Annotated in this window: 18 protein-coding genes; 11 read left to right on the top strand and 7 right to left on the bottom strand. The window is 56.8% G+C overall.

What is annotated here, in order from left to right; genetic code table 11:
• Positions 1-58: 58 nt before the first annotated feature.
• From MK6180000_RS03870 to MK6180000_RS03860, 3 genes are read right to left on the bottom strand one after another with little or no spacing between them, the layout of a single operon-like run.
• Positions 59-766 (bottom strand): RNA polymerase sigma factor, encoded by a 708-nt coding sequence (locus MK6180000_RS03870; RefSeq protein WP_138933536.1) that lies wholly within the window; start codon positions 764-766, stop codon positions 59-61.
• Between the two features lies 1 nt (position 767).
• On the bottom strand, positions 768-1,283 hold the full coding sequence (locus MK6180000_RS03865; protein ID WP_212751874.1) for a plastocyanin/azurin family copper-binding protein: 516 nt from the start codon (positions 1,281-1,283) through the stop codon (positions 768-770).
• Position 1,284: 1 nt separating this feature from the next.
• Entirely contained in the window at positions 1,285-1,713 is a 429-nt protein-coding gene (locus tag MK6180000_RS03860; RefSeq protein ID WP_171054535.1) for a DUF5602 domain-containing protein, read from the bottom strand.
• A 167-nt stretch (positions 1,714-1,880) separates the two neighbouring features.
• On the opposite strand from MK6180000_RS03860, the gene nhaA reads away from it, so the two are divergent.
• The 3 genes from nhaA to MK6180000_RS03845 all read left to right on the top strand — a co-directional run bounded on the left by nhaA (position 1,881) and on the right by MK6180000_RS03845 (position 4,552).
• The gene (gene nhaA / locus MK6180000_RS03855; protein ID WP_171054534.1) at positions 1,881-3,740 is read left to right on the top strand and encodes a Na+/H+ antiporter NhaA; all 1,860 of its coding nucleotides are present in this window, start codon (positions 1,881-1,883) and stop codon (positions 3,738-3,740) included.
• A 66-nt stretch (positions 3,741-3,806) separates the two neighbouring features.
• On the top strand, positions 3,807-4,016 hold the full coding sequence (locus tag MK6180000_RS03850) for a hypervirulence associated TUDOR domain-containing protein (protein ID WP_138933534.1): 210 nt from the start codon (positions 3,807-3,809) through the stop codon (positions 4,014-4,016).
• Positions 4,016-4,552 carry a DUF488 domain-containing protein gene (locus tag MK6180000_RS03845; RefSeq protein WP_138933533.1) on the top strand — a complete coding sequence of 179 codons (537 nt, stop codon included), beginning with the start codon at positions 4,016-4,018 and terminating at the stop codon, positions 4,550-4,552. Before MK6180000_RS03850 ends, MK6180000_RS03845 begins: the two co-directional genes overlap by 1 nt.
• A 24-nt stretch (positions 4,553-4,576) precedes the next feature.
• Here the strand turns inward: MK6180000_RS03845 and MK6180000_RS03840 are convergent, their stop codons facing one another.
• Positions 4,577-5,038: a group III truncated hemoglobin gene (locus MK6180000_RS03840; protein ID WP_138933532.1), complete on the bottom strand. Its 462-nt coding sequence runs from the start codon at positions 5,036-5,038 to the stop codon at positions 4,577-4,579.
• Positions 5,039-5,205: 167 nt separating this feature from the next.
• Complete coding sequence (locus MK6180000_RS03835) at positions 5,206-5,589, bottom strand: DUF6522 family protein (RefSeq protein WP_138933531.1); 384 nt, start codon at positions 5,587-5,589, stop codon at positions 5,206-5,208.
• Between the two features lie 344 nt (positions 5,590-5,933).
• On the opposite strand from MK6180000_RS03835, the gene MK6180000_RS03830 reads away from it, so the two are divergent.
• The 3 genes from MK6180000_RS03830 (at position 5,934) to MK6180000_RS03820 (ending at position 9,054) form a co-directional block, all read left to right on the top strand.
• Positions 5,934-6,593: an FAD-binding oxidoreductase gene (locus MK6180000_RS03830; protein WP_138933530.1), complete on the top strand. Its 660-nt coding sequence runs from the start codon at positions 5,934-5,936 to the stop codon at positions 6,591-6,593.
• 76 nt (positions 6,594-6,669) lie between these two features.
• Entirely contained in the window at positions 6,670-8,334 is a 1,665-nt protein-coding gene (ctaD, locus tag MK6180000_RS03825) for a cytochrome c oxidase subunit I (protein WP_138933529.1), read from the top strand.
• 189 nt (positions 8,335-8,523) lie between these two features.
• Positions 8,524-9,054 (top strand): redoxin domain-containing protein, encoded by a 531-nt coding sequence (locus tag MK6180000_RS03820; protein ID WP_246040424.1) that lies wholly within the window; start codon positions 8,524-8,526, stop codon positions 9,052-9,054.
• A 201-nt stretch (positions 9,055-9,255) separates the two neighbouring features.
• Here MK6180000_RS03820 and MK6180000_RS03815 read toward each other — a convergent pair whose 3' ends face one another.
• Complete coding sequence (locus tag MK6180000_RS03815; RefSeq protein ID WP_138933528.1) at positions 9,256-10,233, bottom strand: HpcH/HpaI aldolase/citrate lyase family protein; 978 nt, start codon at positions 10,231-10,233, stop codon at positions 9,256-9,258.
• Between the two features lie 116 nt (positions 10,234-10,349).
• The gene (locus tag MK6180000_RS03810) at positions 10,350-11,000 is read right to left on the bottom strand and encodes a response regulator transcription factor (RefSeq protein WP_281283775.1); all 651 of its coding nucleotides are present in this window, start codon (positions 10,998-11,000) and stop codon (positions 10,350-10,352) included.
• A 195-nt stretch (positions 11,001-11,195) separates the two neighbouring features.
• Between MK6180000_RS03810 and MK6180000_RS03805 the strand changes: the two genes are divergently transcribed.
• From MK6180000_RS03805 to MK6180000_RS03785, 5 genes are read left to right on the top strand one after another with little or no spacing between them, the layout of a single operon-like run.
• The gene (locus tag MK6180000_RS03805) at positions 11,196-12,440 is read left to right on the top strand and encodes an aminotransferase class V-fold PLP-dependent enzyme (protein ID WP_138933526.1); all 1,245 of its coding nucleotides are present in this window, start codon (positions 11,196-11,198) and stop codon (positions 12,438-12,440) included.
• 9 nt (positions 12,441-12,449) lie between these two features.
• Positions 12,450-13,646: a malate--CoA ligase subunit beta gene (locus MK6180000_RS03800; protein ID WP_138933525.1), complete on the top strand. Its 1,197-nt coding sequence runs from the start codon at positions 12,450-12,452 to the stop codon at positions 13,644-13,646.
• A 1-nt stretch (position 13,647) separates the two neighbouring features.
• Positions 13,648-14,526 (top strand): succinate--CoA ligase subunit alpha, encoded by an 879-nt coding sequence (sucD, locus tag MK6180000_RS03795; protein WP_138933524.1) that lies wholly within the window; start codon positions 13,648-13,650, stop codon positions 14,524-14,526.
• Between the two features lie 10 nt (positions 14,527-14,536).
• Positions 14,537-15,508, top strand: a complete 972-nt coding sequence (locus MK6180000_RS03790) for a 2-hydroxyacid dehydrogenase (protein ID WP_138933523.1) — start codon at positions 14,537-14,539, stop codon at positions 15,506-15,508.
• Positions 15,508-18,147: a phosphoenolpyruvate carboxylase gene (locus MK6180000_RS03785; protein WP_138933522.1), complete on the top strand. Its 2,640-nt coding sequence runs from the start codon at positions 15,508-15,510 to the stop codon at positions 18,145-18,147. The genes MK6180000_RS03790 and MK6180000_RS03785 overlap by 1 nt, the downstream gene beginning before the upstream one ends.
• Positions 18,148-18,233: the final 86 nt, after the last annotated feature.

The following is an 18,233-nucleotide window of genomic DNA, read 5'->3' as shown; positions in this document are numbered from 1 at the left end:
TTGCAACGAGACTGTTGATTTATGGGCAAGTCCGGTGCCGGATGCGCAGAACGACTGTTCAGTTGCCACGATGCTCGGTCAACGACCGGATGACCCTGTCGGCCATTCCGGCGCATCGCGCACCGTCAAACGGAAAGATACCTAGAAATTCGCTGGCCACGCTCCGACGCAGGTCCGCGCGCAACAGGCGGCGGGCGCGAAATAGCCGGGTTTTGACCGTGACGACGTTGACGCCAAGAAGAGCTGCCGCCTCGCGCGTTGTCATGCCTTGCAAATCGCGCATGACGTAGGTCAACCGAAATGGCTCCGGCAGCGCGTCGATTGCTGTCTCAAGAAATTTCCGCACTTCGGCGCGTCCAAGTTCAGCTTCGGGGTTTGTTGGATGCTGTGTCATCGGGCTGGGCACGTCTCCATCAAGAATATCGCGCGCGCCTTCGCGGTACTCGGCAAGATCGACAACCGGCTGCCGACGGCGCAGCCGACCATAAGCTTCGTTCATCACAATCCGCGTCAGCCAAGTCGAAAAAGCGGCATCGCCGCGATAGCCGTCCAGCTTGGTAAAAGCCGTCGCATAGGCAGCCTGAACTGTATCCTCGGCCTCCGCGTCGTCGCGTAGAATACCGCGCGCGACCCGAAACAATCGCTGGTTGTTCCGCTGCACCAGCGCGCGGACAGCCAAGTCGTTGCCGCCGCGCGCCTGCTCGACTAGTTCGGTCTCGCCCAGCCCATTGCACTTATCACCGACTGGAACGTGGTCAGATCGCATGTCATTCGTCCTTTTGAAGGCTGCCACGTGCCAGAATGTCCGTGACAGCCGGAAACCCTGCGATGATCTCCGCATTCAGGTCGCCGTCCGGGTAATCCGCAAACCCGGTCTGCTCAGGGGCTGCAACGACGATGCGGCCAACCATGCCTGACAACTCATGCGGAAGGCAGAAGTAATCGTACAGTCCAGGCACATCCAACGTCACCTCAAAGCTCTCGTCAGGCAACAGGTAGTCACTATCGAATGGCTTGGCCCCTTCAGGCATGCGGCGCGGGTGGTCATAGTTTTCCAAAGCATAGGCCGTGGCGGTATGCGCGTTTCCTTTGTCTTTGTTTGTCCAACGGACGGTCTGGCCGGGCTGGATTAGCACGCCGTAGGGATCGAACCACACTTTGGAGCCATCGGGACGCCCCTGCATCGCGATCTCTACCACCGAACCGCCTATCGCGAGCCGGGGCGAGAGGGAGAAAACGGCAGCCATGCCGCCGCCCCACCAGAGAAAATTCCGACGTTCCATTTTACTCAGCCACGCTGGCTTCGCCCGCGACGGGCACATGCCAGAGCACGATATGTTCATGCGGCTCTTCGACGCCGGGATGGCCTGCGTTGAAATAGATATCCACATGATCGACATTGCCGCCCGGTGCAGCGAGATCGTCAAAACTGGTATCGGCGTTCATCCGTGATAGTGGGATCATGTAGATGGTACTGACCAGTTTACCATCATGATTATAGGCCACGAAAGGCCCGGCAGGCAGCGTTGCCGGATCGACGAACAACTCACCAATGCCGGGCAGAAATTCCGGAAGCGGAACCAGAGTATTGACCTTTTGGTAGGGCGCATCCGGCGGATTGGTCGCAACAGCATCTGCCGGATCATGTGCAAGAACCGGTGTGGCAGCCAGCGAGGCCAATGCCAAAGCAGCGAAGGCAAAAAAACGGGTCATTTTATATTCCTTTCTACACTCCATCAGACAGGCCAATGCTGGCGTGTCTGACATGTTGGATGTACGCGCAGCAGAAAGGTTCCCGTATTTTTGCTAACCTGCCTCGTGAGAATGCCTTGAGGCTGAAAACATTCCCCACATCATTGCATCTGAATAGTTTCAGGAGAATGCTGGACGTCAGAGCCAACGCGCTGCAGGGAAAGAACAACGATATGGGTCACACCAAGAGCAGCCATTTTGACGCTGATCGCGATTTTTACCTTGGCGTGCCAAATTGCGATCGGTCAGTCGTGCTCTACGGCGACTATACCTCTGATATCTGCCGCCGCTTGCGCGATATCCTGCGCCGTATCGCGGATCGCCGCGAAGGCAAGCTTATCTATATCTACCGCCAGTATCCCCAAACCGGAAATGTCGATGCAGACCGGGCGTCGCTTGCTGCCATTGCTGCCGGTCAGCAAGGCAAGTTCTGGGAGATGCATCAGGTGCTGTTCCGCAGGGGCCAGACCTTTGCTGAGAACGACATCGAAGATCTAGCGCAAGAGATCGAGCTGGATATGGCGCAGTTCGAACGGGATTTAACATCGGATTCAGTAAAAACGCATCTCGCCAAAGATTGCGAATTGGCGAAAGCTGCAAATGTTGCACGCACGCCTACCTTGTTTATCGAAGGTGAGCCCTATTTCGGCGCTTGGGATGAATTGTCGATCATGGACGCGATTGAACAGCCACTTGGCTATCGCGCTGAGCGTGCAAGCGAGCGTTTTTTTGGCTGGGCAGCGTCCGGTGGTTTGCTTTTGATCCTCGCCACTCTCTCGGCACTGATCGTGGCAAATACTGGCCTTCATGAAATTTACGAAAAACTGCGCCTGACGGTTTTTGCACTGGAATTCGGCGACGCGCGTTTCGGATTGCCGGTTGAGCAGTGGATCAACGATTGTTTGATGACGGTCTTTTTCCTGATCGTGGGGATCGAGATCAAGCGCGAGGTGGTATCCGGCGATTTGTCCGACCTTTCCAGCGCAATGCTGCCCATTATTGGGGCAATCGGCGGAATGATAGCGCCCGCGCTGATCTACACCGCGTTTACCTTGAACGGTCCGGCTGCGCATGGCTGGGGCGTGCCAATGGCAACCGACATCGCCTTTACATTGGGCCTGATGGCGGTACTGGGACGCCGCGTGCCAAACTCGCTCAAGATCTTCGTCGCCGCTTTGGCCATTGCCGACGATCTGGGAGCGATCGTCGTGATAGCCTTGTTTTACGGGGATGGATTGCATGTCATGCCGATGCTCGGTGCGCTTGGCTGTATTGCTGCCATGGCGCTGATGGGACGCGCGCGGGTATATGCGCTGACACCTTATCTGATCCTTGGCCTCATTTTATGGGGGTTCATTCATACCTCGGGCTTGCATGCGACACTGGCGGGCGTACTGACAGCGATGCTGATCCCTGCGCGCCAACCCGCCAATGTCGCGGAGGTTGCGGCGCAGGCCGCAGTGATCGCCGATGCGGCCGAGCCGGACGATACGCCCGCTGGGGATGGTATCGGCGACTTTGCGGTCAACGCTATGGAAAACGCCATCGCGCGGCTGCGCGAGCCAGGCCGTCATCTGCAACACGCATTAGAGAGGTGGACCAACTTTCTAATCCTGCCGCTGTTCGCGTTCGTCAATACTGGTGTCTTGCTGGTCGGTTCGAATTTCTTACCGCTCGCACCAGAGGCTTTGGGTGTGATGCTCGGCCTGATGATCGGAAAACCGCTTGGCATTGTCTTGGCCTGTTGGTGCGCGATACGGCTGGGATGGGCGCAACTGTCGTCCGAGATCAGCTGGCCGCAATTTGTTGGCGCAGGTTTTCTGGCCGGTGTCGGGTTCACGATGTCGATCTTTATCGCGACAGCCGCGTTCGATGGACCGCAGCTCGCCACTATCAAACTTGCAATTTTGCTTGGATCAACGGCGTCTGCCACTATCGGCATGTCAATTCTTGTCCTCGCTAGTAGAGCGGCAAACCGCGTCGGTTAGGTCCCTATCCCCGTGGCGGAACCTGCGCCCCACAACTTTGGTTGTCTGAGCAGAGGAGGATGCGAAATGACCAAATTCAAGATCGGCGACCACGTTAAATGGAATTCCGAAGCGGGATATGTGACCGGTAAAATCAGCAAAATCCATACCAGAGATTTCAACTACAAAGGACATCACAGACGCGCATCACAAGAGAGTCCGCAATATGAAATCCAAAGCGACAAGACCGATCACGTCGCCGCCCACAAGGAAAACGCGCTGACAAAGATCGACTGATGGAGCGCGGGTTTTGCACGGCCGGCCACTCACGCCGTAGCTTGGATGAATTCGTTGATATCCTGCGACAGGCGGGTGTGCATCTGGTGGCGGATGTGCGTAGTTTTCCGCGGTCGCGCACGAACCCCTGCTTTAACATCGACAGCTTGCCGGGCGAACTTGAGTCGCGCCAGATCGGATATCGTCATTTTTCCGATCTTGGCGGACGAAGGCAAATCCAACGCGATGTACCTGCGAGCGTTAATGCGCTCTGGCGCAACCAAAGTTTTCACAATTACGCAGATTACGCGCTGTCGGGTGAATTCGCACACGCCTACGACGCGCTTGTCCCTCTCGGCCAAGACCGCGTTGTTGCCATCATGTGCGCCGAAGCTGTCTGGTGGCGCTGCCATCGCAGGATCATTGCAGATTACCTGTTACTGAACGGGCACAGCGTCATTCATTTGATGGGAAACGGCCGAGAGGATGCGGCAAAGCCGACGCTGGGGGCAGTAGCAACGGGAGAAGGTAAGGTCGTTTATCCGGCGACTAAGTGAGCAGCTCGCGCACCACGGGCAATTTTATCGAAGAACTGGCACGCCCGTTTTAGTGCGCTCGAACATCGCCATCATCAGGCTTTGCGCAATTCGCTCGGCGCGGATCATCATATATTCGACGGCTTCTGGTGTGGACGCCGTATCTTGCAACGTGGCGCGAAACAACTTCAGCCACAGGTCAAAATCGCCGCGCTCAACACCGCTAAGCCCTTGGTGAACGACCACCGGTTCGCCCGAGTAGTTGCCAGTATTCAACGCGACAGAGGACCAGAATCTTTTCATCCGTTCCAGATGCGGGCCCCAATCCTCACCAATCTCGGCCTCAAAGATTGGGCCAAGACGCCCATCTGCGCGAACGCGTGCGTAGAATTCGTCGACCATGCGCGACAGGTATGGATCATCGATGCCGATGATCCCAGCAGCCGCTCTGATCTGCTCGCGCTTTCGTTTAGAGTAACCATGTGTGATCCGAAAAGCGTGACTCATTTCGCCTCCTCCCTTAGCCATGTGCCGCGACCCTAACTATTCCGTTCAGCGCCCAGCCCGGCGGCAAAGCGCGGGTGTTTGTCGAGCGTCGATAGTCTGGCGTGATCGCCCCCATGAATGGCTCAACGATGTCCCAGACTTACCGGCGCAGCGCGCCCCCTGCCCGCTTACTCCGGGCCGTCGAAACTGATGGCGATCGGGTCGCTCGCTGGAAACGTCTCTTGCAATGCCGCGTCCAGCATTGCGTCAAGACGGTCGTGATTTGATCCCGCCGCGGTGGCCGACATCGGCGCCCGTGACCGACTATAGTCCGCCGCAGTGCAAGACAAAATCGCGCTAGCCGCGTCAGCCGTAATCCGGGCGCGCCGCGTGGCGGAAAAGAAGGTGAGCCGAACGCGTCCTGCATCCATGCCTTCGCCGCGCTCAAATTGGCTGGTGACGGTGCCTTCTCGCATCCTGCCCAGCAGGTCCTGCGGTTCTATTTTCAAGGCCTTGGCGACGATATCCGCGTCGATCTGGATTTGGTCTGGGCCTATTTCAATCTGAGTCATATTGACCTCCTTACCATCAAGCGGCCGCCGCATCGCAGGGACCTGCGCAGTCGGCGAGGCTTGGTCCAGTGATGCTGTGATACCCGCTGCTCATCTACAATTTGCCCAGACGATAGCGGCCCATTGGGCGCTCCAGCCAGACCCATCAAGGCCCGCAGGACATAGTCTATAAAAGAGGCGAGCCGCATTTGCGTTCCTTAAAGTGGTATTGACAATACTTATTATAAAGAGTAACAATTAGTATTGCAAATGCCCGTTATACGCGCCCCTCAAGGAAGCGAAATTAAGCGCACCGGACTAACGCGACGCATGTGGCCTGTTTAACAACGGGAAAGATATGACTGATGACATTCCGCATAAAATTGGAACACATCACACCCGTCACACGTGACACGTATCATCTGGTCTTTGATCGGCCCGAAGGTTTTGACTTTTCCCCCGGACAGGGCGTCGAGCTGCATCTGCTCAAGGACGGCTGGAAGGACAAGGGGCGGCCCTTCACTCCGATTACACTTCCTGATGAATCAACGTTGGAGTTCGTCATCAAATCATACCCTGACCATCATGGGGTGACCGAGCAGGTCGCCAAGATGGAGCCGGGCGACGAAGTCGAGATGACAGGGCCGTTCGGCGCGATCGAGGACAAGGGGCCGGGTGTCTTTATTGCTGGCGGCGCGGGCATCACCCCAATGATCGCCATATTGCGCAAGCGCCTACATGATCACGCAACGCTTGCAGGATCGACGCTGATTTTCGCCAACAAGACGAAATCCGACATTATCTGGCACGACTGGTTTGACTCGATGGAGGGGTTAAAGACCGTGTTCGTCGTGGATGAGCCAAACGAGGGCGTGCTGCAACAAAGGCTCGACAAGGAATACCTGCGACAGTTCGTTGCACCCGGCAGCCGCTGCTATTTATGCGGGCCGCCGCCGATGATGGATGCGGTCCGCACCGCGCTGCACGATCTGGGCGTCACTGAGATCATCGAAGAGGCGTTTTAGGCAGCCCTGGCCTGCAGCGGTTTTGCCTGCGCTCCGCCACTGACATCGAAATGTTTTTGGACCAAGGGAGGCACTGATGACCGAGGCAACATTACAGGCAGGCCATGACGAGCGCGGCTTCTTTACACGCTGGTTGATGTCCACCAACCATAAGGACATCGGCGTCCTTTACTTGTTCACATCCGCTGCGGTCGGCGTGATTGCGGCGCTGCTTTCGGTTTTTATGCGGGTCGAGCTGATGGAGCCTGGCGTGCAATACATGTGCCTAGAGGGACTAAGGTTCTGGCCCTCTGCGGCGGACTGCACACCAGACGGGCATTTGTGGAACATCATTGTCACCTATCACGGCATTCTAATGATGTTCTTTGTGGTGATCCCGGCGCTGTTCGGTGGCTTTGGCAACTACTTTATGCCGTTGATGATTGGCGCACCGGACATGGCGTTTCCGCGGTTGAACAATCTAAGCTACTGGCTGTTCGTCGCAGGCACCAGCCTTGCCGTGGCGTCGTTTTTTGCACCTGGCGGGGACGGATCGCACGGTGCCGGGGTGGGCTGGACGCTTTATGCGCCGCTGTCGGTACGTGATGGCGGCATCTCAATGGACCTGGCGATTTTCGCCGTTCATGCCTCGGGGGCCAGTTCTATCCTCGGCGCGATCAACATGATTACCACCTTTCTGAACATGCGCGCGCCGGGGATGTCGCTATTTAAAGTGCCGCTTTTCGCGTGGTCGATTTTTGTCACAGCATGGATGCTGTTATTGGCTGTGCCGGTCCTCGCGGGGGCCGTCACGATGCTGCTGGTCGACCGCAACTTTGCCACGACATTCTTTGATCCCTCTGGCGGGGGCGATCCGATGCTGTATCAGCATCTGTTCTGGTTCTTCGGCCATCCCGAAGTCTATATCGTCGTCCTTCCCGGCTTTGGCATTATCAGCCATGTTATCGCGACATTCTCACGCAAACCGATCTTTGGCTACCTGCCGATGGTCTGGGCGCTGATGGCGATCGGAGGCATGGGATTTCTGGTCTGGGCGCATCATATGTTTACAGTAGGCATGTCGATCACGCAGCAAAGTTTCTTTCAGGTCGCCTCGGTCACGATCGCGGTGCCGACTGGGATCAAGATATTTTCGTGGTTGGCGACGATGTGGCGTGGTTCGATCCAATTCAAGACACCGATGCTGTTCGCAATCGGTTTCATCTTTTTGTTCACGGTCGGCGGAGTGACTGGCGTGGTTGTAGCGCAAGCTGCCATAGATCGCGCCTATCAAGACACCTACTACGTGGTGGCCCATTTCCACTATGTGATGAGCCTGGGCGCTGTGTTCGCATTGATTGCCGGGGTATATTACTGGCTCGCGAAAATGTCGGGGCGCCAATATCCGGAATGGGCCGGCAAGCTGCATTTCTGGATGTTCTTTATCGGTGCCAATCTCACCTTCTTTCCGCAACATTTCCTGGGCCGTCAGGGGATGCCGCGCCGCTACATCGACTACCCCGAAGCGTTCGGCCTCTGGAATGCGGTATCCAGTTGGGGCGCTCTTTTGTCGTTCGCCTCATTCCTGCTGTTCATCGGGATTATCTCTTACACGCTGTTCTTTGGTAAACGTGAGACGCGGGCTAACTACTGGAACGACTATGCTGACACGCTGGAATGGACACTTCCGTCGCCAGTTCCGGAACATACGTTCGAGAAATTGCCCGAGCCGAAGGATTGGGAAAGGCTGGGCGCGAGATAATCGGGCCGGACCCGCCCGCCTGCCTGCATGGAAGCTATTGTGTCGAAGTATCGGTCAGGTCGCGGGCCACCGGGCCTATGTCGGCGCTGGACCTTAGGTGGGCGCTGTGAACTTCCGCGTCAGCAGTCGGAACTATCCAGCCTGCGGCATTGTTCTTTCAGTGAAACAATAAATAAAGGCGGATGAAATATGCACAACGCAATGACACCTGATACGTCCTTTCCAAAGATCACCGTATCCACACTGGACGGCGCTAAGGCCGACCTCGGCCAACCGAACGCGGAACGTGGCGATTGGCAACTCGTCGTGGTTTATCGTGGAAAGCACTGCCCGATCTGCAAAACCTACCTAACTGAGCTTAACGGTCTGCTGGACGACTTTGCTGAGATCGACGTCGATGTTATCGCAGTCTCGGCCGACCCGGAAGACAAGGCGACGGACTCAGCCAGCGACATAGGCTACAGTGGGACTATTGGCTATGATCTCAGCCTTGCTCAGATGGGGCAGCTGGGGGTGTATATTTCTGATCCACGCAGCCCCGAAGAAACTGACCGGCCCTTTGCGGAGCCTGCTACGTTTGTTGTGCGCGATGATGGTAAAGTTCAGATCGTGGACGTATCGAATGCGCCGTTCTCACGCCCTGCTTTGAAGGGTCTGCTCGACGGACTAACCTTTATACGTAAAAAGGACTATCCAGTGCGAGGCACTCACTCTGGGTAGTCCGGAGCCTGACCAGCCCTACCCTTCGAGCAGATTGCTGACGGCGCGCGCGGTGTAACCCCAACACCATCATAGATGACAACTGAGGCAATCAAGCTTCGGGCGCGCCCACACGCTATCTCATTACTGACGACGAAAAATTTGCCGCCCGGACACTCTGAAAGCAGAATGTCCGGGTCTGTCATCTTTCGCCAGAGCCGTTCACCCGGCCGCGATCTGCTTCGCTTTTTCGACCAGAACTTCTGCCTGTCGGATAGAGGCATAGTCGATCAGGCGGCCATCAAGTGACACCGCACCTTTGCCTGCGGCTTCGGCCTCGGCCATTGCTTCAATAATGCGATTTGCTTTGGTGATCTCTGCCTCGGACGGGCTCATCACTTCGTTGGCGAGGGCGATTTGGCTCGGATGGATGGCCCACTTGCCCTCGCAGCCAAGGACTGCCGCGCGAAATGCGGCAGCGCGGTAGCCTTCGGGATCAGAGAAGTCGCCGAAGGGGCCGTCGACCGGACGCAGGCCATTGGCACGCGCCGCAACCACCATGTTGGCAATTGCCGAGTGCCACATATCGCCCCAATGCACCTGACGCGAACCATCCTCTAGGGGATCGGTCAGAACCGAATAATGCTCGTTCACGCCGCCGATGACGGTCGTGCGTGCGCGCATGCTCGCGGCATAGTCTGCAACGCCAAAATGCAGGCTCTCGTTGCGCTTGGACGCAGCGGCGATTTGATTGACGTTTTGCATACCCAACGCGGTCTCAATAATGTGCTCAAAACCGATGCGTTTTTTGAACCCTTTTGCATCTTCAATCTGGGTCACCATCATATCGACTGCATAGACGTCAGCGGCGGTGCCCACCTTGGGGATCATGATCAGATCAAGACGTTCGCCGGCCTGTTCGACCACATCGACAACATCGCGATACATGTAGTGCGTGTCCAACCCGTTGATGCGAATCGACATGGATTTAGTGCCCCAATCGATCTCATTTAGGCCCTTGATGATGTTCTTGCGGGCCTGCTCTTTTTCATCCGGGGCGACCGCGTCTTCCATATCCAGAAAGATCACGTCGGCATCCGATTTTGCTGCCTTTTCAAACATTTGTGGCTGGCTGCCGGGTACGGCCAATTCGCTGCGGTTCAAGCGTGCTGTTGCCTGGTCGATCGGGTGAAAGCTCATTTTTCTGACGTCCCTGAAATTGCTGCGTGGAAGTGACAGCAATACAGGAGAGTAAAAATTATCACTGTCAAGAAATTTTATTCAGCAGATTTTCGGCTGCGACCGTCCCCAAAGGATCAGTCGTCAGAGCCTCTCGCCGACGAAAGGCGGGACGAATAGAAGAAGGCGACGGCTTGGGTGCGGCTCGTCACAGACAGCTTTTCATAGAGGTTCGAAAGGTGGAATTTCACCGTGTTCGCAGAGATGTCAAACTCGCTGGCCAATTGCCGATTGCTGAGCCCTCTGGAGAGCGCCTCAAGCAGCGCTCTTTCGCGCCTCGTCAGCTGATGGATCGGGTCGGCCTGAAGTTGGCGCACGTCTAGGAATGGAAAAACCATCTGTCCCGCTGCAACGGCGGCACAGGCGTCCAGCAACCCCTCTACCGGGCCGTTGCGCGAGGTAAAGCCAGCCGCACCCGCTGCCAATGCCTGCTGCGGCAGATCCCCACCCGTTCTGCCGTAAACGACAATACGTGGTGAATTCGGCAAATCGCGCAGCACCTCAATGAGTTTTTGGCCACCCAGCTCCGGCAGGTTCCAGTCAAGCACGCCAATTTGCACTGGCACGCGCATCACCGTCCCCAAAAACCCCTCAGCAGTGGATGCAGTCGCGACAAGCGAGAATCGCGGATCACGGTCGAAAAATTCCGACATGGCCGATAAGACCAGCATGTTGCTGTCCGCTAGCGCAGCCGTGATGATGCTGGGTCGATCCCTACGATCTTGCAATCGTTGACCTTTCTATCAAAACCTACCCGAAGGGGTAGCGCATATTTGGGTATACCGTGGTATTTCCACCTATATGGGTAGGCAGAAAGCTACCCATATAGATACCCAAAAGCAGGAGTATCTTACGTTGCCGTTTTTGGCAAATGGATGTGTCATGGTCAGAATATTTGTTTCCTGACGCGATAGGACCATCCAATGAACGTTGCTTCGCCATTTCCTCAACTTGTGATCCCGAATACTTTGGCTGCTGGCCCCGGGCCCGGCAATACTGACGCACGCGTCTTGCAAGCATTCAGCAGCGCTGGCGTTGCTGACCATATGCAGCCCGATGTGCTGCGCGGGATGATCGAATGTAAACATATGCTGCGCACGCTAATGGGCACCCAAAACGTCTATACGTTCGGCGTTGCGGGCACAGGCTGGAGCGGCCTTGATTGCATGATGTCCGCCGTAATGCCGGGCGACACAGTTGTCGCGTTTTCCAACGGCACATTTTCGGGCATCGACGCGCTGACACTGCGCATGAAGGCCTCAACCCGCGAAGAACTCGCCGCCAATAGCCTGAACCCGCAACCCGCAAGTGTCACCGTCATCGAAATCCCGCATGGGCAATCCGTGACCGCAAAGGTCATTGATGCTGCATTGGCAAAGCATAAACCAAAATGGGCCTTCATGGCGCATTGGGAAACCGGGTCAGGCCGGATAAATGACATCAAAGGATTTTCGGAGGCCTGCAAAAAGCATGGTGCGATGGGCCTTGTCGACGCTGTTTCGTCGCTGGGTGTCGAGGATTTCGCGATCGACGATATGGACGGCGTTGTCGGCTGGGCCTCCTGCCCGCAAAAGGGATTGCTTTGCCTGCCGCTAACCTACGCCCCCGTTAGCTTTGCGGATCGCTACATCCAAACGCTGCGCGCCTCTGGCTGCTACACATACGCTAACCACCCAATCATGGAGGCGCGCCATTGGGGCATCGTCGATGGGCAGGACGTCGAAAAAGGCACCTATCACCGCACCCATTCCGGCTATGCCGTATCGGCATTCCACGAAGCGTTGCGGATCAATCTGGCCGAGGGACTGGCGCAGCGCGCTCAGGATTACGTCTTTCATGAAAAAGCCCTGCGCGAGGCAGTCACCGCGATGGGCTGCGAAGTCACGTCGAACATGACCAGTCTTGTGGTCCTGAACCTGCCTCCATCGCTGGCCGGGCGCGAAATGGAATTGGTCCAAAACTGCCGCGCAAACGGCTTCGGCATTTGGCCGACGCTGTCGGCCCCGGTCCAAGTCCGCATTGGCATTCTGAACCTTCTAACCCGGTCCGCCATCACCGAGATCGTCACGCGGTTCGCACTCGCAATGAACGATATGGGCGCTGATGTTGATCTGGGCGCAATCACCGACGGACTTGAAACCCACTATCAATCGTCATTGGCGGCATAGGGCAAAACCATGGACATTCATGAATACCAAGCCAAAGAAGTTCTGAGCAACTTCGGAGTTGAAATTCCCACTGGCGCCCTGGCCTACAGTCCAGAACAGGCCGCTTATCGCGCGCGAGAGATGGGCGGCGATAAGTGGATCGTTAAGGCGCAGATCCACGCAGGTGGGCGTGGTAAGGCGGGCGGCGTAAAGCTGTGCGAGAATGAGCACGAGATCCAAGCCGCCTGCGAAGGTATGTTCGGCAAAAAACTGGTGACACACCAAACAGGTCCCGAGGGCAAAGGCGTCTACCGCGTCTATGTCGAGGCCGCCGTGCCGATTGACCGTGAGATATATCTTGGGTTCGTGCTGGACCGGACGAGCCAGCGGATCATGATCGTGGCCTCGGCAGAAGGCGGTATGGAGATTGAGGACATCTCGGCGAATAAGCCGGATAGCATTGTGCGCTCAACCGTTGAGCCTGCTGTAGGTTTGCAAGACTTTCAGGCGCGTGAGATCGCATTTAAGTTGGGTATTGAGCCCGCCCTGATCCAGCCCATGGTCCGCACATTGCAAGGATGCTACTGCGCGTTTCGCGATCTGGATGCGACCATGGTCGAGATCAATCCACTGGTAATCACAGGTGATAACCGCGTGCTCGCGCTTGATGCCAAGATGACCTTCGACGACAACGCCTTGTTCCGCCACCCGCAAATCAGCGAGTTGCGCGACAAGAGCCAAGAGGACCCGCGCGAAAGCCGTGCGGCGGATCGCGGCCTGTCTTATGTTGGTCTGGACGGCAACATCGGCTGTATCGTGAATGGCGCGGGCCTTGCGATGGCAACGATGGACACCATCAAACTGGCGGGCGGCGAGCCTGCGAATTTCCTAGATATCGGCGGCGGCGCCACACCCGAACGCGTCGCAAAAGCGTTCCGGCTAGTGATGTCGGACAAGAATGTGCAGGCCGTACTGGTCAACATCTTTGCAGGCATCAACCGCTGCGACTGGGTGGCCGAAGGTGTCGTGCAGGCGCTGAAAGAAGTGAAGGTCGACGTGCCCGTTATTGTCCGCCTTGCTGGCACCAACGTCGAGGAAGGACAGAAAATTCTGGCCAAAAGCGGCCTTCCGATCATCCGGGCGTCCACCTTGATGGAGGCAGCGGAACGCACTGTGTCCGCCTGGAAAAGCGACCAAGGCCCCAACTCCAAACTAAAGGCTGTTTGAGATGAGCATTTATCTAAATCGCGATACGCGTGTCATCGTCCAAGGGATCACCGGCCGGATGGCGCAGTTCCACACCAAGGATATGCTGGAGTATGGCACTAATATTGTCGGCGGCGTTGTGCCCGGAAAGGGCGGCGAAACAGTGCACGGCGTGCCGGTGTTTAACACAATGAAAGAGGCGGTTGCCGCGACGCAGGCCGACGCCAGCCTCGTCTTTGTGCCGCCCCCTTTTGCCGCGGACAGCATCATGGAAGCGGCAGATGCAGGTATCCGGTACTGCGTGTGCATCACCGACGGCATCCCCGCGCAGGACATGATCAAAGTGAAACGCTACATGATGCGCTATCCCAAAGAGCGCCGCATGGTTTTGACGGGGCCGAACTGCGCCGGAACAATATCACCCGGCAAGGCGATGCTTGGCATTATGCCCGGTAACATATTCCTGCCCGGTCACGTCGGTATCGTTGGCCGCTCGGGCACATTGGGATATGAGGCGGCGGCACAGCTCAAGGAACGCGGCATCGGGGTTTCAACCAGTGTTGGCATCGGGGGCGACCCGATCAATGGCTCGTCCTTCCGCGACATTTTGGAACAGTTTGAGAATGACGACGACACCCATGTCATCGCCATGGTCGGCGAAATCGGTGGCCCGCAAGAGGCTGAGGCGGCTGCATATATCCGGGACCACGTCAGCAAGCCCGTCGTCGCATATGTTGCGGGCCTGACCGCACCAAAAGGGCGCACTATGGGCCACGCTGGCGCGATCATCTCTGCCTTCGGCGAAAGCGCCTCGGAAAAGGTCGAAATCCTGACTGCGGCCGGCGTCACCGTAGCCGAGAACCCCGCTGTCATCGGTGAAACCATCGAAAGCGTAATGTGAGGGCAAGTTAATGCACAAACCCAAAGTTCTTGTGACGCGCCGTTGGCCTGCTGCGGTCGAGGCCAAGTTGTCTGAAAAGTTCGACGTTGTCCTGAACAGGGATGATGTGCCTTTGATGTCCTACCAGTTTCGGCAGGCGCTTTTAGATTACGACGCTGTTCTGCCTACGGTGACTGACCAAATCGGTCCTGACGCGATGGAGCTTGCGGACCCACGCACCAAGCTTTTGGCGAACTACGGTGTCGGGTTCACACATATCCACCTGCCCAGCGCCGAGGCCCACGGCATCGTGGTGACCAACACACCGGACGTTTTGTCCGAATGTACCGCCGATCTCGCGATGACGTTGATGCTGATGGCTGCGCGACGTGCAGGCGAAGGCGAGAGGGAATTGCGCGGCGGCAATTGGACGGGCTGGCGACCAACACATATGGTCGGCACTAAAGTTTCGGGCAAGACGCTGGGGATCGTCGGCTTTGGCAGAATTGGTCAACAGATGGCGCGCCGCGCACATCACGGGTTTGGTATGAAGATCATTGTGCATAATCGCAGCCCGGTGGCGGCTGACGTGCTGGCCAAATACGGCGCGGTTCAAGCCGATGATCTGGATGACCTGTTGCCCCGCTGTGATTTCGTCTCGCTGCATTGTCCTGGCGGCGCCGAAAACCGCCATCTGATAAACTCTCGCAGGCTTGACCTGATGCGGCCAAACGCGTTTTTGATCAACACCGCACGCGGTGAGGTGATCAACGAACACGATCTGGTTCAGGCCTTGACCTTCGAGACAATCGGCGGTGCCGCACTCGACGTATTTGACGCAGAGCCGAACATCGCGCGCACACTGCTAGACAGCGACCGATTGGTGATGCTGCCGCACCTGGGCAGCGCCACGACCGAAGCACGCGAAGCCATGGGATTTCGGGTCATCAACAATCTTGAGGCGTTTTTCAACGGGCAGCCGCCTCCAGACCGGGTAAACTGATGGCGCTGGCTTTGGCCTCAATCTCTTGTCAAACTGAAGAGAGCTATGTTGGCTCGCTGCGCACGCTCCTGTGGGATTTGCTGCTAAAGACAGTTCAACATCGCGCACCGGCCGTGGCCGAAATTCTAAAGCAGCAAAATACCGCCCGATCTTTGGCTGGTCGCGATGTAGGCAATTTCCTACAGGCTGTGAATATCTGGTTCCAGCTGAGCAAAATTGCCGAAGAGAACGCGGCAATACGCAAACGGCGAAAAACCGAAGCGATGGACGGGCCCGAGCTTGTCGAAGGCAGCTTTGCCGAGGCTATGGCGCAGATCAAGGAGCTAGCGCCCGGGAACTTTGAGGGCGCGGTCGCGTCCCTGTCGGTGGGACCAACGCTTACCGCGCACCCGACGGAGGCAAAGCGCGTCACTATCCTTGAAATCCATCGTCGCATTTATCGCTTGCTGGTCTCACTCGAAACGCAGCGCTGGACACCGCGCGAACGCGCTGCCCGCATTTCTGATTTGTCCGGCGAAATTGATCTATTGTGGCTATCTGGCGAATTGCGCCTTGAGCGTCCAAGCCTTTCGGATGAAATCGAATGGGGGCTTCAGTTTTTTCGCGATAGCCTATTTGACGCTGCCCCGCAGCTGTTTGAACAATTTCTAACTGCCACGGACGCCAATTTCGGCCCGCAAAAAACGCCGCTGCGGCCCTGCCTGAAATTCCATTCGTGGATCGGAGGTGATCGTGACGGCAATCCCAATGTCACTGTTCAGGCCACCAAAGACGCGATGGCACGTGGCCGCGAGGCAGCAATGGAGAAGCACATTTCCTCGCTGCGGGACGCCGCCCGTAAGATAAGCATCAGCAGCTCTATCGCTGACATTCCGCCTGCCCCCCTCGAACAACTCGGAGCGATCATTCTGCGCTGCACCCAGCACGCAACGCTAAAATTGCGTAACCCAAACGAAGTGTTCAGGCAGGCCCTATTTGCGATTATCCAGCGCCTGGAGGGCCGCCCAAGTTACGGTCATGTCAGAGAGTTTGTGGCTGATTTGGCGCATATCGAGACGGCTCTGACATCCATGGGCGCGTCCGGTTTGGGCAACAGATACGTGCGCCCCATTCGCTGGCGCGCAGAAGTGTTCGGCTTTCGGACGACATCACTCGATATTCGGCAAAACTCTACAGTCACAACCGAAGTGCTGGGTGAACTTTGGGGTAGCGGCGAAGAATACGGCAGCCCGGCATGGTCTAAACGCCTGCGTGCTGAGCTGGCACAGCCGCAAGTGCCGCTCCCCGAGCTCGCTACGCTGAGCCCTCAGGCGACAGAACTCCTCTCACTACTAGGCGTTATGAACGACGCAATTCAAAGTGACGACCCAGAAGCCATCGGGACATTCATCCTGTCGATGACGCGGTCCACTGATGACTTGCTGGGTATCTATCTGCTTGCCAGATATGCAGGTGTCAGCGGCGATGAAATCGACCTAGCAATTGTGCCGCTGTTTGAGACCATTGATGACCTGAGAAATGCGCCGCAGATATTGCATGATCTCGTCGCGGTGCCGCTTGCGCGCCGCAGCCTCAAACGTCAGGGTCCGAGTATCGAAATCATGCTAGGCTATTCCGACAGCAACAAGGACGGCGGGTTCATCTGCTCCACATGGGAGCTGGATCAGGCGCAACGCAAGATTACCCAGCGTCTGAAATCGCACGGATTTATCCCTGCATTTTTCCATGGTCGTGGCGGGTCTGTCAGTCGCGGTGGCGCCCCCACGGGCCGCGCAATTGCCGCGCAGCCGGCGCGTACGATAAACGGCGCCATGCGCACAACCGAACAGGGCGAAGTTGTCTCCTCCAAGTATGCCAACCGGGGGACCGCGCTTTTTGAGTTAGAGCAGCTAGCATCTTCGGTGCTGAAACAGACAGCTTTGTCGAAAAACGCGCCGCCAAACAATCCTGAACATGACAACGCCTTGGAGGCGTTGTCGGGCATGTCACAGGTAGCCTATTGCGATTTGCTAAACACGCCGGGATTTGTGCAATATTTTCAAGAGGCCAGCCCGGTTGAAGAGCTTGCCATGCTCAAAATCGGATCGCGCCCGGCACGCAGGTTTGGGGCCAGCAGCCTCGCTGATCTGCGTGCGATCCCTTGGGTGTTTGCCTGGTCGCAAAACCGGCATCTATTGACGGGATGGTACGGATTTGGAACCGCATACCAGTCATTTATAAAGGTGCGAGGCGAAAATGGCAGACAAGTGCTATTCGAAATGTTCGCGAACTCCGCGCTGTTCCAACTGATTGTGGACGAGGTTGAGAAGACGCTCTTTCAGGCCGATATGGGCATCGCGGTCAGGTATGCTCAGTTGGTCACTGATGGCGAAATTAGACGCGATGTATTCAGCAAGGTTGAGGCGGAATATCTTCGTTCGTGCGCCGCGATCAAGGCAATCACAGGGGACGCAATACTTGCCAGACGGTTCCCATTGCTGACGGATCGGTTTGAGCGCAATCGCGCGCACCTAGACATCATCCATGACATTCAAATCAAACAACTGCACGGCCTTCGCACCCAACAAGGAACGCAGACTACCGGCCCCCTTTTGCAGTCGATGAACTGCATATCAGCAGGGCTTGGCTGGACTGGGTAATAGTTGACGGACCCCTAGAGTAGCGCCAGCACCCCAAACCCCCCCTGAGCGAGAGAAAGATTGCGCTATGTCGAGCCCACGCATAT

Source organism: Roseovarius arcticus, assembly GCF_006125015.1.
GTDB classification, from domain to species: domain Bacteria; phylum Pseudomonadota; class Alphaproteobacteria; order Rhodobacterales; family Rhodobacteraceae; genus Roseovarius; species Roseovarius arcticus.
The sequence above is the reverse complement of the archived record's forward strand: the minus strand, read 5'-3'. Positions and strand labels throughout refer to the sequence as shown.